We start from the raw sequence: 14,933 nt of genomic DNA, 5'->3' as shown, positions 1-14,933 counted from the left end.
CGATCAGCGGATCAGGACAGTGCCTTCGCCTTGAGCTTCTCGTACTCCTCGGTGGTGATGGTGCCGGCCTTCAGCAGCTCGGCGGCGTGGGCGATCTCCTCGGCCGGGCTCTTGCCGCCCGAGACCTGCTGGATGTACGCGTCGGTCGCCGCCTTCGCCTGCTGCGCCTCGGAGGCGCTGCGCTCGGCCATGCCCTTGCCGCGCGCGATGAGGTAGACCAGCGCGGTCAGGAAGGGCACGAAGATCAGGAAGATGATCCACAGCGCCTTCCACCAGCCGTTCAGCTTGTGGTCGCGGAAGAGGTCGCCGATGATGGCGAACAGCGCGAAGAGGTAGGCGATGAACGCGAATGCGAACAAGAACCACCAGATCACGTCGAAAAAGTTCTCCCAGAAGCCCATATTCTCGTCCTTTCGGCGTTCTGCATGGATGCGAGGTGTTGCGCAGGTCGTGCAGAGCGAAGCGCGCAAGGAGGAACGCGTCCCCCACCGCGGAATGATACCGCTCCCTGGGAAAACGTTGGGAACGAATTCTGCGGATGCTGCCTCCGGTCGCGCTGACACCGCATCCGGTCCGCCTCGTGCAGGTGCGGACGCGGCGGCCCCACCGGATGCGCGCCGGTAAGGTGGGCGTGCGGCGCCACCCGCGCGCCCGTGAACGGATAGGCGCGATGAGCACGACCCCGCCCGGATGGTACGACGACGGACACGGCGCGCTGCGCTGGTGGGACGGTGCCCAGTGGACCGAGCACGTCCACGTGCCCGAGCAGCCGGAAGCTGCAGCGGAACCGGACCACGACGCCCCCGCTGAGGCCTCCACGATGTCCACGGACGCCTCCGCGACACCCGCCGACGCGGACCCCGCTTCGCAGCTGTTCGCGGCCCCGGGAAGCGCCTCCGACGTCACGCCGCCCGGTCAGCCCGCCTTTCAGCAGACGGGTGACCCGCAGGTCTCGGGTCTACCGCCCGCGGGCTACCCCGGTGCAGGGGTCGGAGGCGCGTTCATCTCCGCCACCGAGCCGAAGTCCTCCAAGCTCTGGATCGTGTGGGTGGTCGTGGGTGTCGTGCTCCTGGGCATCGTGGCGCTCGCGGCGGTCTTCATTCCGCTCGCGCTGGGCATGCTGCAAGGCGGCGGCGCCGCCTCCGGCGAGACGGCCGATGAGCGCGCGGCGATCGAGACCGTGCAGACCTACGACAGCGCCTGGCGCGAGGGGGACTGCGACGCCTACGTCGCCTCGACCACGGAGTACTTCCGCGACTACCTCGGCATCGCGGACTGCGAGACCTTCCAGGTGAGCGCCGCCGAGTTCGCCGCGACCACGTCGGGCTACGAACTGACGGTGACCGACATCGAGACCGGCGACGGCGAGATCGTGCTGCAGACCCGCGAGACGTACATGTCTAGTGTCGACGAATACGGTTCGCCGCTGCCCGAGCCGCAGCCGGCTCAGGACGACTACACGTATGTCCTGGTGTCGGAGGACGGCGCCTGGCTCATCGACGACGCATCGGTCGAATGAGCGAAGCCGCTGTCCGCGCGCGCACGCCGCGCTTCATCATCACGTGCCTTCTCGTCGGCGCCCTCGCCGGCCTCCTCTCCGGACTCTTCGGCGTCGGGGGCGGCACCGTCATCGTGCCGCTGCTCATGCTCATCCTCGGCTTCGACCAGCGCCTCGCCGCGGGCACGTCGCTCGCCGCGATCGTTCCGACCGCGACGGTGGGGGTGATCTCCTACGCGGTGCACGGCTCGGTCGCATGGATCCCCGCCCTCATCCTCGCCGGCGGCGCGGTGATCGGAGCGCAGATCGGCACGTGGCTGCTCGCACGTCTGCCGGTCACGGTGCTGCGGTGGGGCTTCGTCGCCTTCCTCGCGGTGGTGATCGTGAGCCTGTTCTTCGTCATCCCGTCGCGCGAGGCGGGGCTGCCGCTGACGTGGCTGAGCGGTGCCGCCCTCGTGGCGCTCGGGGTGATCACCGGGATCCTCGCCGGGCTCCTCGGCGTCGGCGGGGGCGTGATCGTCGTGCCGGCTCTCGTGCTCCTGTTCGGCACCAGCGACCTGCTCGCCAAGGGCACCTCGCTGCTGATGATGATCCCCACGGCTGTGTCGGGGACGATCGGGAACGTGCGCCGCAGGAACGTGGACCTCGTCGCGGCCGCGCTCGTCGGAGGGGCCGCCTGCGCGACCACGGCCCTCGGCGCGCTGATCGCGACACTGGTCGACCCGTTCGTGGGCAACATGCTCTTCGCCGCGTTCCTCGTCGTCATCGCCGTGCAGATGGCCCTGCGGGCGATCAAGGGCCGCCGGCGCTGATCCATCCTGGGATCCATCGCGGGATGCATCGTGCCGCAGCCGTCTCAGCGGCCCTCGGTAGGATGGAACCGTGGCAGTGAACCCCGAGCTGGTCGGTCGGACCTTTCCGCCGACGGCCCCGTACCTCGTGGGTCGCGAGAAGGTGCGCGAGTTCGCGCGCGCGGTCTTCGCCGACGACCCCCAGCACACCGACCCCGACGCGGCGCGAGCCCTCGGCTACGACGACGTCGTGGCGCCGCCGACCTTCGCCATGGTCGTCCAGGACCTCACGCTGCAGCAGCTGCTGGCCCTCGACGACAGCGGCATCGCGCTCGAGCGTCTCATCCACGCGGAGCAGCGTTTCCGCTACACGCGCCCGATCGTGGCCGGCGACGAGCTGACCGCTCAGCTGTCGATCTCCGGCGTGCGCGCCGTCGGAAAGGGCGCCATGGTCACCAGCGAGGCGGAGATCGTCGACGCGCAGGGCGCGCACGTCGTCACCGCCGTCTCGGTGCTGCTGGTGGGAGGCGAGGACTCATGACCTCGACCGGACTGAGCGTGGGCGACCACGTCGCCGAGCGCACCGTGCATCTGACCCGCGAATCCCTCGTGCGCTACGCGGGGGCCTCGGGAGACTTCAACCCCATCCACTACCGTGACGATGTCGCCGAGCGGGTCGGTCTGCCCGGCGTGCTCGCCCACGGCATGCTCACGATGGGGCTCGCGGTGGAGACCATCGTGCCGTGGCTGGGCGATGCCGGCCGCATCGTCGAGTACGGGGTGCGCTTCACGAGGCCCGTCGTGGTCGACGCCGTGTCGGGCGCCGAGGTGTCGGTGGATGCCGTCGTCGGCGCCGTCGACGAGGACACGGCCCGCATCGACCTCACCGTGCGGCACGCCGACACGACGGTGCTCGGCAAGGCGCAGGTGCGGGTGCGACACGCCTGATGGCCGAGATCACGCCGATACGCCTCGCCGAGCTCACCACGCTCCGCACCGGCGGGGCGCCCGAGCGCATGATCGAGGCGCACACCCGCGACGAGCTCGTAGAGGCGCTCCGTTTCGTCTGGGCGACCGGTGACGAGTGGCTCGTCCTCGGCGGAGGCTCCAACCTCTTCGTCGGCGACGACCCGCTCGAGGGCACCGTCATCCGCGTGCTCACCCGCGGCATCGAGCGCCTGCCGTCGCCCCACGAGGGACGCGCCCGGCTGCGCGTGCAGGCCGGTCACGGCTGGGACGACCTCGTGGCGCACGCGGTCTCGGAGGGGCTCGCGGGCCTGGAGGCGATGTCGGGCATCCCCGGCACCGTCGGTGCCGCTCCGGTGCAGAACATCGGCGCGTACGGCCAGGAGATCGTGCGAACGCTCGTCGAGGTGGACCTGATCGACGAGTCCACCGGCGAGGTGTCCACCGTTCCTGCCGCGGACCTCGGGCTGGGGTTCCGCACCTCCGTGCTGAAGGCCCACTACGGGTCGGTTCCGGGTCGCTCAGCGGTGATCCTGTCGGCGACCTTCGACCTGGCCGAGGTGGGGACCGAAGCTCGACCGGTGGCGGGGGTGCAGCTGCGCACCGCGCTCGGACTGGCCGACGATGGCACCGCGACCCTCGCCGAGATCCGGGAGCGCATCCTCGAGATCCGCGCGAGCAAGGGGATGGTGCTCGACGCGGACGATCCCGACACGTGGAGTGCGGGCTCGTTCTTCCAGAACGCCGTCGTGCCCGCCGCGATCGCCCGCTCGCTGCCGCCGGAGTGTCCGCGCTGGCCGGTCGAGCCGGACCTCGACCCCGTTCTCGTGATCCCGCTCGCCGTCTTCGACGGTCACGTGCCCACCCCGGAGACGCGGGAACCCGACGTGAAGGTGAGCGCTGCGTGGCTCATCGAGCAGGCGGGTCTTCGCAAGGGCTTCCGCCTGACGCCGTCGCGCGCGGGCCTGTCGACGAAGCACGCGCTCGCGCTGACCAACCGCGGCGGCGCGACGGCCGCCGAGATCGCGCAGCTGGCGCGATTCATCCGCGCTCGCGTGCATGCCGAGTTCGGCCTGCTCCTGCAGCCGGAACCCGTGCTCGTGAACATCGAGCTCTGACGCCGTGCTGATCGCCGTCCTCACTCTCCTGCTCGGCATCGTCGTGATCCTGGCGATCATCGTCGCCAACGGCTTCTTCGTCGCGCAGGAGTTCGCGTTCATGTCCGTGGACCGATCGCGCCTGCGCGCCCGAGCCGACGGCGGCGACGCGGCTGCGCGGCGCGCTCTGCGGGTCACCCGGCGCACGTCGTTCATGCTCTCCGGCGCCCAGCTCGGCATCACGGTCACGGGCCTCCTCATCGGATACGTCGCCGAGCCGCTGGTGGGGGAGTCGCTCGGCACGCTCCTCGGGGGCACGGGCGTCGATCCGACGGTGAGCATCACCGTGGGCACGGTGATCGCCCTCGCGCTGTCCACGGTCGTGCAGATGATCTTCGGGGAGCTGTATCCGAAGAATCTCGCGATCGCCGCGCCGGATCCGCTGGCCCGCGCACTCGCGCGCCCGACGCTGATCTATCTCGGCGTCTTCGGGTGGCTGATCGTCGTCTTCGACCGGTCGGCCGAGGCCCTTCTGCGCCTGCTGCGCATCGAACCCGTCGAAGACGTCGACAGCAGTGCCACGGCCGACGACCTCGAGCACCTCGTCGCCGAGTCTCGCGACAGCGGCGATCTGCCGGCTGAGCTGTCGCTGATGATCGATCGCATCATCGACTTCCCCGACCGCGACGTCGAGCACGCGATGATCCCGCGCCACCGGGCCGACAGCGTCACGCCGGACCTGCCGCTGGGCGAGCTGCGTGCGCTCATGGCGTCCGGGCACACGCGCTATCCGGTCGTGGACGACGACGAGCCGGTCGGCATCGTGCAGCTGGTCGACCTGCTGCGTGCCGACGATGCCGGTCGGGTCAGTGACATCATGCGCACACCGACGATCGTGCCGACGCTCATGCCGCTGCCCCAGGCGCTTGCGACCATGACCGCCGAGCACAACGAGCTGGCGTGCGTGATCGACGAGTACGGGGTCTTCTGCGGAGTCGTGACGCTGGAGGATCTGGCCGAAGAGATCGTCGGCGACGTCACCGACGAGCACGACGACGGGGCGACGGAGGTCGTGCGACCGCTCGGCGGCTCGCGGTGGCGCATGGGCGGCGACGTGCACGTCGACGAGGTCGGTCGCGCGGTCGGGGTGGAGCTGCCGGTGGGGGACTACGAGACCGTCGCCGGTCTCCTCATCGCCCAGAACGGCGGGCTCCCCGAGGTCGGGACCTCGATCGACATCCCCGTCGACGACGACCCCGCCGACCTCGTGGCCGATGAGCCGATGCGGCGCCTCCTGCGCACGCACGTGTTGGCCGTGGCGCGGCACGTGCCGTCGGTGGTGGAGGTCGAACTCGTCCGCGAGCGCCTCGATGACGTCGAATCGGGAGCAGAGCGATGAACCCGTGGCTGGTCGTCGGCGTGACGCTGGGGCTCATCATCGTCAGCGCCTTCTTCGTCGTGATCGAATTCGCCCTGCTCGCGGTGCGCCGACACCGTCTGGAGGAGGCGGCGCACACGAGCCGATCTGCCCGGGCCGCCCTCAAGGGGGCGAACGAACTGACGGTCATGCTGGCCGGCGCGCAGCTCGGCATCACCGCGTGCACCTTCGCGCTCGGCGCGGTGACCAAGCCGGCGGTCGACGACGCGCTGGCACCGGTTCTGCTCGCCTGGGGGCTCCCGGCGTGGGGTGCCGACGTCGCCGCCTTCGTCACCGCCCTGCTCGTCGTCACCTTCCTTCACCTGGTCGTGGGCGAGATGGCCCCGAAGTCGTGGGCGATCGCGCATCCGGAGCGGGCGGCGATGCTCATCGGCATCCCGTCGCGAGCGTTCGTGTGGGTCTTCCGCCCTCTCCTGATGTGGGTCAACCGGATCGCGAACCGGCTCGTGGCCGCCAGCGGCATCGATCCCGTCGACCGCGCCGCCGCCGGTGGGCTCGACGTCGATGCGGTGCGCCAGCTCGTCGAGCACTCGACGCAGGTCGGCGCGCTCGAGGAGACCTACCGCTCACCGCTCGCCGGCGTCATCGACCTGCAGACGCTCGCCATCGGCGATCTGGTGCGGTCGGATGCCGCTCTCACGGCCGTCGCGCAGGACGTGACCGTCGGCGACATCCACACCGTCGCCGCGGAGTCGGGTCACATGCGCATCCTCGTGCTCGGGGCGGATGCGGCGCCGCGCGTCGTGCACGTGCGCGACGTGCTGCTCGACCCTGCGACGAGGCCGGCCGACGATGTCGCGCGCGCGGCGTTCACGCTCGAGAAGGACACGCTCGTTCACGAAGCGCTCGCGCACATGCGGCGGGCGAGCGAGCAGCTGGCCGTCGTGACCGACGGTCAGCGCGTGACCGGGGTGGTCACGATCGCCGACATCCTGCGCAACGTGCTGCCCCCGACCCCGGACGGCTCGGGGGAGCGACGCGGCTGACGCGGTTCGACCCGTGGGTCAGGAGAACAGCTCCTGCAGGCGACGGATGCCCTCGAGGAGTTCCTCCTCGCCCAGTGCGTATGACAGACGCAGGTAGCCGCTCGGCCCGAACGCCTCGCCGGGAACCACCGCCACCTCGGCCTTCTCGAGGATGAGGTCGGCGAGCTCGAGGGAGGTGGTGGGCGTAGCGCCCGCCCACTCGCGCCCGAGGAGGCCGGTGACGTCGGGGTAGGCGTAGAACGCACCGAGCGGGGTCGGCACCTCCACGCTGTCGATCTTCCGCAGCTCGCTGACGATCAGGCCACGACGGCGGTCGAAGGCGGTGCGCATCTTCTCGGCTTCCGTCTGAGGTCCGGTGAGGGCCGCGAGCGCGGCGCGCTGCGCGACGTTGTTGACGTTGCTGCACAGATGCGACTGCAGGTTGCCGGCGAGCTTGATGGCGTCGGCGGGTCCGATCATCCAGCCCACGCGCCATCCCGTCATGGCATAGGTCTTCGCGACGCCGTTGACGAGGATCGTCTGCGCCGCGACCTCCGGGACGGCCTCGACCACCGACGTCGCACGGACGCCTTCGTAGACGAGGTTCTGGTAGATCTCGTCCGAGATGATCCAGATGCCGTGCTCGAGCGCCCATTCGGCGATCTCCTGCACCTCATCGGCGGTGTAGACCGAGCCCGTCGGGTTCGACGGCGAGACGAACACGAGCGCTGTGGTCTTCTCCGTGCGAGCCGCTTCGAGCTGGGCGACGGTGACCTTGTATTCCTGGTCGGCGCCGGCGAACACCTCGACGGGCACACCGTCGGCGAGGGCGATCGCCTCGGGGTAGGTCGTCCAGTAGGGCGCGGGCAGGAGCACCTCGTCACCGGGGTTCACCACGGTCTGGAAGGCCTGGTAGACGGCCTGCTTGCCGCCGTTGGTCACGATCACCTGCGAGGGGTCCACCTCCAGCCCGGAGTCCTCGTGCGTCTTCGCCGCGATCGCTTCGCGCAGCACCGGCAGACCCGCGGCGGGCGTGTAGCGGAAGTTCGCCGGGTCGTGCAGGGCCTGTGCGGCGGCGTCGACGATGAAATCCGGCGTGGCGAAGTCGGGCTCTCCGGCGGCATAGCTGATCACGGGCCGGCCGGCGGCCTTGAGGGCCTTCGCCTTCGCGTCGACCTTCAGGGTCGCGGACTCGGCGATCGCGGACAGTTTGCGGGACAGCGGGGCACGTTCGGTCACGCCCCCAGCGTAGTCGCCCGCAGATACCAGGAAACCCCGCCCGGGTCCACCGAATGGGGGACGCCAGATCAGTCGGATGGGCGCTGTCGAGCGGCGCGCATCCGCGGAACCCTGGATGTCATGGCAGAGATCGCGGTGCAGGTGCAGAACCTGCGCAAACAGTACGGGCGCCGAGTCGCCGTGGCGGACGTGTCCTTCGATATCCGCGCGGGTGAGACGTTCGCCCTCCTCGGTCCGAACGGCGCGGGAAAGTCCACGACGGTCGAGATCCTCGAGGGATACCGTCGGCGCAACAGCGGCGATGTGCGGGTGCTGGGTCACGACCCGGCCCGGGCAGATGCCGCCTTCCGGGCCCGCATCGGCGTCGTCCTGCAGTCGGCCGGCGAACTCGGCGCCCTGTCGGTGCGCGAGCAGCTGACCCAGTTCGCCGGGTTCTATCCGCACCCGCGCGACGTCGACGAGGTGATCGCGGCCGTCGGGCTGACCGAGCTCGCGGGCCGCCGGGTCTCGAAGCTCTCGGGCGGACAGCAGCGCCGGGTCGACGTCGCCCTCGGGATCATCGGGCGCCCCGAGGTGCTGTTCCTCGACGAGCCCACCACCGGGTTCGATCCGGCCGCCCGCCGGTCGTTCTGGGAGCTCATCCGCTCTCTCTCGGCTGAGGGCGTCACGATCGTGCTCACCACCCACTATCTCGACGAAGCCGCTCAGCTCGCCGATCGCGTCGGGATCATCGCGGAGGGGCGACTTCGCGCGCTCGGAGGCGTCGACGATGTGGGCGGGGCGTCCGCGCGGACCCCCATCGTCCGCTGGCGCGAGGGCGACGCGCTCCGTGAGCGTCGCACGGACGAGCCCGGCGCCGTCGTCGCCGACCTGGTGAGGCGTCTCGGCGGGGAGCCGCCCGACCTCCAAGTGGTTCGCCCCACCCTCGAAGACGTCTACCTCGACCTCGTGGCCGACTCGGCCGCATCCGACCCCGCCCCGATGGAGGCCGCACGATGAGCACCGTCGCGCTGGGCGCCTGGCGCGCCCGCTTCGAACTGATCCAGTACGTCCGTTCCGGAGACACCCTCGTCTTCACCTTCCTCTTCCCGATCGCGCTGCTGGCGCTCTTCTCGACGATCTTCGGCGCGGACGGCGACTTCACAGCCGGTCCGGGACTGCCCGCCATCCCCGTCGCGCAGATGTACCTGCCCGCCATGCTCGCGGCGGGCATGCTGCTGTCGGGGTTCCAGAACCTCGCGATGGACATCGCGACCGAGCGCACCAACGGGATGCTCAAGCGCTTGGGAGCGACGCCCCTGTCACCGGTCTCGTACTTCCTCGGCAAGATCGGTCAGGTCGGGGTGACGGCGGTCGTTCAGGCCGGGCTGATCATCCTGTTCGCCGTGGTGGTCTTCCAGGTGCCCCTGCCGACCGAGCCCGAGAAGTGGCTCACCTTCACGTGGGTGTTCGTGCTCGGGGTCGTCACCTCCGCGCTGCTGGGAGTAGCGCTGTCGGCGGTCCCCCGGTCGGGACGAAGCGCGAGCGCCGTCATCATCCCGATCGTGCTGGTCGTGCAGTTCATCTCCGGCGTCTACCTCTTCTTCTTCCTGCTGCCCGACTGGCTGCAGACGGCGGCGAGCGTGTTGCCGGTGAAGTGGATGGCGCAGGGCATGCGGGAGGTCTTCCTGCCGGCCGAGTACGCCGTGCTCGAGCAGGGCGGTGAATGGAACCTCGGGGGCGTGGCCGTGGCGCTGGGCGTCTGGCTGATCGTGGGTCTGGTGCTGGCGCGGCTGACGTTCCGCTGGAACCGTCGCGACGCGTAGCCTCGATCCCACAGCCTCTCGGAGAGCACATGTACAACACACGTTGGTGGGACATCGCCGTCGCGGCCGGGCTCGCCGCCATCGCGGCGCTCTCGCTGGCGGGCCTCGGTGCCTCGGGCCCGTCGGGGTGGTGGCTGACGGCAGTCTCGCTTCTCGTGTTCGTCGCGGGCTACGCGTTCCTGCGTCCGGGGATCGTGACGGGAGCCGCACCGACCTGGCGCCTCGCGGTGGGCATCCCGCTCGTCGTGCTGGCCATCGTCATCGGCATCGCCGCGGCGCCGTTCCTGGCGATGCTGCAGACCCTCGCCTACCCGCTCGTCTGGGTGACCACCCCCGCGCGCAGGGAAGCGATCGTGGGCAGCGCGGGCGTCGCGGCAGCCACGTTCGTGGGATTCCTGCTCAACGGGGCCTTCTCGTCGGAGGCGATGTGGTCCGGTCTGCTCACCGCGGGCGTCTCGTTCGTCTTCGCCGTCTCGCTGGGGCTGTGGATCAGCGCGATCGCCGAGTACGGCGAAGACCGTGCCCGTCTGGTCGCCGAGCTCACCGATGCGCAGGAGCAGGTCGAGAGGCTCAGCCGTGAGCGCGGCGCCGCCGACGAGCGGGAACGTCTCGGCCGCGACATCCATGACACTCTCGCTCAGACGCTCGCCGGGCTGACACTGCTCAGCGAGCGAGCCGGAAGGCAGCTGGGGCGCGGCGAGACCGATGCGGCCGCGCAGACGATCGCGACCGTCGAACAGCTCTCACGGGATGCGCTCGCCGAGGCCCGGGGTCTCGTCGCCCGCACGGCCGCGGTCCCGGGCGACGCGGTCCTGGAGGCGGCGGTGGAGCGACTTGCCGAGCGATTCCGTGCCGAGGCCGGGCTCGTCGTGCAGGTCGAGGTGGCGCTCGAGGGCGACGACGGGATGACGCGCGACGCGCAGCTGGTGGTGCTGCGCTGCCTGCAGGAGGCGCTGTCGAACGTGCGCAAGCACGCCGGTGCCGCATCCGTCCGGGTCATCGTCGAGGCCGATGCCTCCGGCATCCGGCTCGCCGTCGTCGACGACGGCCGCGGCTTCGATCCTGACCGCCGGCGCACAGGCTACGGCCTGGACGGCATGGCCGACCGCGTCGCGCTCGCCGGCGGGACCCTGACGATCGACACGACACCCGACCGGGGCACCGTGCTCACGGTCGCCCTACCGATCGCCACCCCTCCGCTTGCGGGCCTCCCCGAGGAGCAGAACGCATGATCCGCCTGGTCATCGTCGACGACCACCCCGTCGTGCGTGCCGGTCTCGCGGGCCTGCTCTCCGACGAGCCGGGGCTGGAGGTCGTCGGGGAAGCCGCCGACGGAGCGGCGGCGGTGCGGATCGTCGCGGCCACCGCACCCGACGTCGTCCTCATGGATCTGCGCATGCCCGGTGTCGACGGCGTCGAGGCCACCGCGCGCCTGGTGTCCGAGCACGCGGCTCGCGTGCTCATCCTCACCACGTATGAATCCGACGACCAGATCCTCGCTGCCATCGAAGCCGGCGCGAGCGGATATCTGCTGAAGGCCGCCCCGCGGGACGAGATCGTCGCGGGCATCCACTCGGTCGCCGCCGGGCAGACCGCGCTGAGTCCGCAGGTGGCGGTGCGGCTCGTGCAGCGCATGCGAGAGCCGTCGACGGAAGCGGCGGCATCCCTCACCACCCGGGAGACCGAGGTGCTGCGTCTGGTCGCGGCCGGACGCAGCAACAAGCAGATCGCCGTCGATCTCGGCATCGGCGAGTCGACCGTCAAGACGCACCTGCTGCGCGTGTTCGACAAGCTCAGCGTCACCGACCGCACCCGCGCGGTGACCCTCGCGATGGAGCGTGGTCTGCTTCCCTGACGCCGCCGTCGAGCGCCCGCACCCGCTGGTGGATCGCGGGGTGCGAGCACTCGACGGGCGGGTCAGGCGGCCAGGTAGCGGGCGTACGCGCCGAGGGTCAGGAACGCGGGGAACTCCTCGCCGGTCGCGACGTCGCGGAAGATCTCCGCGGCCTCGTCGAAGCGGTCGCCGTCGAAGCGCTCCACCTCACCCAGCACCCCCGTGATCAGCCCCTCGACGTACTCGCGGGTGATGGCGTCGCCCTCCTCCGTGCTGCGGTCCTGGTGGATCCACTGCCAGATCTGACTGCGTGAGATCTCCGCGGTCGCGGCATCCTCCATGAGCCCGTCGATCGCCACCGCGCCGAGACCGCGCAGCCACGCCTCGATGTAGCGGATGCCCACCGACACGTTGTCGTGCACGCCCTTCGCGGTGATCGGGCGGCCGATCTGCAGGTTCAGCAGGTCGGCGGAGGTCACCTGCACGTCGTCGCGCTGTCGATCGACCTGGTTCGGGCGCTCGCCGAGGACCGCGTCGAACTCCGCCCGGGCGGTCGGGATGAGATCGGGATGCGCCACCCACGTGCCGTCGAAGCCGTCGCCGGCCTCGCGCTTCTTGTCGGCGGCCACCTTCTCGATCGCCATCGCGGTCATCTCGGGGTCGCGGCGGTTCGGGATGAAGGCGCTCATGCCGCCGATCGCGAAGGCGCCCCGCTTGTGGCACGTCTTCACGAGCAGCTCGGTGTAGGCGCGCATGAACGGCACCGTCATGGTCACCTCGCTGCGGTCGGGGAGAACGAAGCGCGCCCCGCGGCCTCGGTAGTTCTTGATGATGGAGAAGATGTAGTCCCAGCGGCCGGCGTTCAAGCCGGCGCAGTGGTCGCGCAGTTCGAAGAGGATCTCCTCCATCTCGAAGGCCGCCGGCAGCGTCTCGATGAGCACCGTGGCGCGGATCGTGCCGTGGGTGAGGCCCAGGTACTCCTCGGTGAACGTGAACACGTCATCCCAGAGCTTGGCCTCCTCAGCCGACTCCAGCTTCGCGATGTAGAAGTACGGTCCGCGCCCGCGGTCGATCAGCTCGGCGGCGTTGTGGAAGACGTACAGCCCGAAATCCACGAGCGACCCGGATGCCGCCATCGACCGGCCGAGTCGATCCGAGAACCGGATGTGCTCCTCGACCAGATGCCAGCCGCGCGGCCGCATCACGATCGTGGGCGTTCGCTCGGCGGTGACCCGGTATTCCTTGCCCGCGTCGTTCGTGAACGTCAGCCGGTCGCGGATCGCGTCGTAGAGGGACAGCTGCCCTTCGATGACGTTCCGCCAGGTCGGGCTGGTGGCATCCTCCTGGTCGGCCAGCCACACCTTGGCGCCCGAGTTCAGGGCGTTGATCGTCATCTTGGGGTCGGTGGGGCCGGTGATCTCGACGCGTCGGTCCTCGAGACCCGGTCCCGCGCCCGCCACGCGCCAGTCGGGGTCTTCCCGGATGTGCGCGGTGTCATGACGGAAGTGCGGGTCGTGCCCGTTGCCGATCTCGAAGCGTCGGCGCATGCGGTCGGCGAGACGGTCGTGGCGCCGACCGGCGAAGCGGTGGTGCAGCGCCGCGAGGAAGGTGATGGCGTCGGGGGTGAGGATCTCGTCGTAGCGGTCCCGGCTCTCGCCGACGATCTCGATGGATGCCGTGCCGGCGCCCGTCGGGATCGGTCCGGTCGTGGGGCGGTTCTGGTCGGTCGTGGGCGGCACGCCCGTATCGGTGATGGTCATGATGTCTCCAGTCGTGGTTCCCGGTCATTCCCGGTCGTCCCCGGTCCCGGTGCCCCGGTCGCCGCATCCCCGGTCTTTGTGTCCCACTTTCTGCTCTTCTGCGGCGCCAGAGCAGCAGAAAGTGGGACATGCAATGGGGGTGAGGGGCTGTGGGGGCTAGGGGCAAAGGGATGAAGGGGTATTGGTGAGGGGTAGGGGTTGGGTCAGTGGAATTGCTGCGCCTCGGTGGATCCCACCAGGGCGAGGGTGGCGCTGTCGGGGTTGAGCGCCGTCGAGAGGTGGTCGAAGTAGCCGGTTCCGGCCTCGCGCTGGTGCTTGGTGGCGGTGTAGCCCTGCGCCTCGGCGGCGAACTCGGCCTCCTGCAGCTCGACGTAGGCGCTCATGGCGCGCTCGGCGTAGCCGCGGGCGAGGTCGAACATGGAGTGGTTCAGGGCGTGGAAGCCGGCCAGCGTGATGAACTGGAACTTGTACCCCAGCGCCGCGAGGTCCGCCTGGAACGTGGCGATCTGCTCGTCGTCCAGGTGCCGCTTCCAGTTGAAGCTCGGTGAGCAGTTGTAGGCGAGGAGCTTTCCGGGGAACTTCTCATGGATGGCTTCGGCGAACGCGCGCGCCAGCTCGATGTCCGGCTCGCCCGTCTCGACCCACAGCAGATCGGCGTAAGGGGCGAAGGCGAGGCCGCGGCTGATGACCGCATCCAGACCCGGACGCACGCGGTAGAAGCCTTCGCTCGTGCGCTCGCCGGTCGTGAACTCCTGGTCGCGCGGGTCGACGTCGCTGGTGAGCAGGTCGGCCGCGAGGGCGTCGGTGCGCGCGATGATGATCGTCGGCACACCGGCGACGTCAGCCGCGAGACGCGCGGCGTTCAGCGTCCGGACGTGCTGCTGCGTCGGCACGAGCACCTTGCCGCCGAGGTGGCCGCACTTCTTCTCGCTGGCCAGCTGGTCCTCCCAGTGGATGCCGGCGGCGCCGGCCTGGATCATCGACTGCGCCAGTTCGTAGGCGTTCAGCGGCCCGCCGAACCCGGCCTCGGCGTCGGCGACGATGGGCGCCATCCAGTCGCGGGTGATCTCTCCCTCGGCGTGCTCGATGCCGTCTTGGCGCATCAGCGCGTTGTTGATGCGGCGCACGACCGCCGGCACGGAGTTGGCGGGGTACAGGCTCTGGTCCGGGTAGGTCTGTCCGGCGAGATTGCCGTCGGCGGCGACCTGCCAGCCGGAGAGGTAGATGGCCTTCAGTCCCGCACGCACCTGCTGCACGGCCTGGCCGCCGGTGTAGGCGCCCAGAGCTCGGATGTACTCCTCGGTGTGAAGGAGGTTCCAGAGGTTCTCGGCGCCCCGGTGCGCGAGGGTCTGCTCCTCGCGCACCGAGCCGCGCAGGCGGATGACGTCGTCGGCCGTGTACGTGCGTTCGACGCCGTCCCATCGCGGGTCGGTGTCCCAGATCCGCTGGAGCTCGGCTGCGGTCTGCGTCTGGTCGCCCGCGCGGAGGGGCGGCTGTCCGGGGGTGGCGAGATACGTCATCGGCTCTTCTCCTGGTGTTG

Annotated in this window: 15 protein-coding genes; 11 read left to right on the top strand and 4 right to left on the bottom strand. The window is 70.2% G+C overall.

Translation table 11 applies throughout. From position 1 onward, the window contains the following. Positions 1 to 11: 11 nt before the first annotated feature. Positions 12 to 401: an SHOCT domain-containing protein gene (locus ACGG9C_RS12735; RefSeq protein WP_071043803.1), complete on the bottom strand. Its 390-nt coding sequence runs from the start codon at positions 399 to 401 to the stop codon at positions 12 to 14. 269 nt (positions 402 to 670) lie between these two features. Here ACGG9C_RS12735 and ACGG9C_RS12730 point away from each other — a divergent pair, with 269 nt between their 5' ends. From ACGG9C_RS12730 to ACGG9C_RS12700, 7 genes are all read left to right on the top strand, one after another. Next, positions 671 to 1,519: a DUF2510 domain-containing protein gene (locus ACGG9C_RS12730; protein ID WP_228480945.1), complete on the top strand. Its 849-nt coding sequence runs from the start codon at positions 671 to 673 to the stop codon at positions 1,517 to 1,519. Beyond that, the gene (locus tag ACGG9C_RS12725) at positions 1,516 to 2,310 is read left to right on the top strand and encodes a sulfite exporter TauE/SafE family protein (protein ID WP_194384712.1); all 795 of its coding nucleotides are present in this window, start codon (positions 1,516 to 1,518) and stop codon (positions 2,308 to 2,310) included. Before ACGG9C_RS12730 ends, ACGG9C_RS12725 begins: the two co-directional genes overlap by 4 nt. 70 nt (positions 2,311 to 2,380) lie before the next feature. Next, the gene (locus ACGG9C_RS12720; RefSeq protein WP_194384713.1) at positions 2,381 to 2,830 is read left to right on the top strand and encodes a MaoC family dehydratase N-terminal domain-containing protein; all 450 of its coding nucleotides are present in this window, start codon (positions 2,381 to 2,383) and stop codon (positions 2,828 to 2,830) included. Next, positions 2,827 to 3,237, top strand: coding sequence for a MaoC/PaaZ C-terminal domain-containing protein (locus tag ACGG9C_RS12715; protein WP_194384714.1), 411 nt, complete (start codon positions 2,827 to 2,829; stop codon positions 3,235 to 3,237). The genes ACGG9C_RS12720 and ACGG9C_RS12715 overlap by 4 nt, the downstream gene beginning before the upstream one ends. After that, positions 3,237 to 4,373, top strand: coding sequence for a UDP-N-acetylmuramate dehydrogenase (locus ACGG9C_RS12710; protein WP_194384715.1), 1,137 nt, complete (start codon positions 3,237 to 3,239; stop codon positions 4,371 to 4,373). The genes ACGG9C_RS12715 and ACGG9C_RS12710 overlap by 1 nt, the downstream gene beginning before the upstream one ends. Positions 4,374 to 4,377: 4 nt before the next feature. Further along, complete coding sequence (locus ACGG9C_RS12705) at positions 4,378 to 5,751, top strand: hemolysin family protein (protein ID WP_390178696.1); 1,374 nt, start codon at positions 4,378 to 4,380, stop codon at positions 5,749 to 5,751. Then, positions 5,748 to 6,776 (top strand): CNNM domain-containing protein, encoded by a 1,029-nt coding sequence (locus ACGG9C_RS12700; RefSeq protein WP_390178695.1) that lies wholly within the window; start codon positions 5,748 to 5,750, stop codon positions 6,774 to 6,776. The genes ACGG9C_RS12705 and ACGG9C_RS12700 overlap by 4 nt, the downstream gene beginning before the upstream one ends. A gap of 18 nt (positions 6,777 to 6,794) precedes the next feature. Here the strand turns inward: ACGG9C_RS12700 and ACGG9C_RS12695 are convergent, their stop codons facing one another. Further along, positions 6,795 to 7,994 (bottom strand): pyridoxal phosphate-dependent aminotransferase, encoded by a 1,200-nt coding sequence (locus ACGG9C_RS12695; RefSeq protein WP_390178694.1) that lies wholly within the window; start codon positions 7,992 to 7,994, stop codon positions 6,795 to 6,797. Positions 7,995 to 8,114: 120 nt separating this feature from the next. Here ACGG9C_RS12695 and ACGG9C_RS12690 point away from each other — a divergent pair, with 120 nt between their 5' ends. The 4 genes from ACGG9C_RS12690 to ACGG9C_RS12675 are packed head-to-tail and all read left to right on the top strand — an operon-like array spanning position 8,115 to position 11,654. Next, positions 8,115 to 8,993, top strand: coding sequence for an ABC transporter ATP-binding protein (locus ACGG9C_RS12690; protein ID WP_390178693.1), 879 nt, complete (start codon positions 8,115 to 8,117; stop codon positions 8,991 to 8,993). Beyond that, a complete protein-coding gene (locus tag ACGG9C_RS12685) occupies positions 8,990 to 9,799 on the top strand; it encodes an ABC transporter permease (protein WP_071043793.1) in 810 nt (269 codons plus the stop codon). The genes ACGG9C_RS12690 and ACGG9C_RS12685 overlap by 4 nt, the downstream gene beginning before the upstream one ends. A 29-nt stretch (positions 9,800 to 9,828) precedes the next feature. Further along, positions 9,829 to 11,031 (top strand): sensor histidine kinase, encoded by a 1,203-nt coding sequence (locus ACGG9C_RS12680; RefSeq protein ID WP_286795302.1) that lies wholly within the window; start codon positions 9,829 to 9,831, stop codon positions 11,029 to 11,031. Then, positions 11,028 to 11,654 (top strand): response regulator transcription factor, encoded by a 627-nt coding sequence (locus tag ACGG9C_RS12675; protein ID WP_286795303.1) that lies wholly within the window; start codon positions 11,028 to 11,030, stop codon positions 11,652 to 11,654. Before ACGG9C_RS12680 ends, ACGG9C_RS12675 begins: the two co-directional genes overlap by 4 nt. Positions 11,655 to 11,716: 62 nt before the next feature. Here the strand turns inward: ACGG9C_RS12675 and aceB are convergent, their stop codons facing one another. Both aceB and aceA read right to left on the bottom strand, forming a co-directional pair. Further along, positions 11,717 to 13,393 carry a malate synthase A gene (gene aceB / locus ACGG9C_RS12670; protein ID WP_390178692.1) on the bottom strand — a complete coding sequence of 559 codons (1,677 nt, stop codon included), beginning with the start codon at positions 13,391 to 13,393 and terminating at the stop codon, positions 11,717 to 11,719. A gap of 203 nt (positions 13,394 to 13,596) precedes the next feature. Beyond that, positions 13,597 to 14,913, bottom strand: a complete 1,317-nt coding sequence (aceA, locus tag ACGG9C_RS12665) for an isocitrate lyase (protein ID WP_194384724.1) — start codon at positions 14,911 to 14,913, stop codon at positions 13,597 to 13,599. Between the last annotated feature and the right edge of the window lie 20 nt (positions 14,914 to 14,933).

Origin of the sequence: Microbacterium sp. MTN4-26 (assembly GCF_042846595.1) — a bacterium.
In the GTDB taxonomy this organism is placed as follows: domain Bacteria; phylum Actinomycetota; class Actinomycetes; order Actinomycetales; family Microbacteriaceae; genus Microbacterium; species Microbacterium luteum.
The sequence above is the reverse complement of the archived record's forward strand: the minus strand, read 5'-3'. Positions and strand labels throughout refer to the sequence as shown.

Bases quoted from the DNA above. Each gene is read 5' to 3' on its own strand.
- aceB (WP_390178692.1), bottom strand. From the start codon at position 13,393: ATGACCATCACCGATACGGGCGTGCCGCCCACGACCGACCAGAACCGC.
- ACGG9C_RS12710 (WP_194384715.1), top strand. From the start codon at position 3,237: ATGGCCGAGATCACGCCGATACGCCTCGCCGAGCTCACCACGCTCCGC.
- ACGG9C_RS12685 (WP_071043793.1), top strand. From the start codon at position 8,990: ATGAGCACCGTCGCGCTGGGCGCCTGGCGCGCCCGCTTCGAACTGATC.
- ACGG9C_RS12680 (WP_286795302.1), top strand. From the start codon at position 9,829: ATGTACAACACACGTTGGTGGGACATCGCCGTCGCGGCCGGGCTCGCC.
- ACGG9C_RS12675 (WP_286795303.1), top strand. From the start codon at position 11,028: ATGATCCGCCTGGTCATCGTCGACGACCACCCCGTCGTGCGTGCCGGT.
- ACGG9C_RS12725 (WP_194384712.1), top strand. From the start codon at position 1,516: ATGAGCGAAGCCGCTGTCCGCGCGCGCACGCCGCGCTTCATCATCACG.
- ACGG9C_RS12735 (WP_071043803.1), bottom strand. From the start codon at position 401: ATGGGCTTCTGGGAGAACTTTTTCGACGTGATCTGGTGGTTCTTGTTC.
- aceA (WP_194384724.1), bottom strand. From the start codon at position 14,913: ATGACGTATCTCGCCACCCCCGGACAGCCGCCCCTCCGCGCGGGCGAC.
- ACGG9C_RS12700 (WP_390178695.1), top strand. From the start codon at position 5,748: ATGAACCCGTGGCTGGTCGTCGGCGTGACGCTGGGGCTCATCATCGTC.
- ACGG9C_RS12715 (WP_194384714.1), top strand. From the start codon at position 2,827: ATGACCTCGACCGGACTGAGCGTGGGCGACCACGTCGCCGAGCGCACC.
- ACGG9C_RS12690 (WP_390178693.1), top strand. From the start codon at position 8,115: ATGGCAGAGATCGCGGTGCAGGTGCAGAACCTGCGCAAACAGTACGGG.
- ACGG9C_RS12730 (WP_228480945.1), top strand. From the start codon at position 671: ATGAGCACGACCCCGCCCGGATGGTACGACGACGGACACGGCGCGCTG.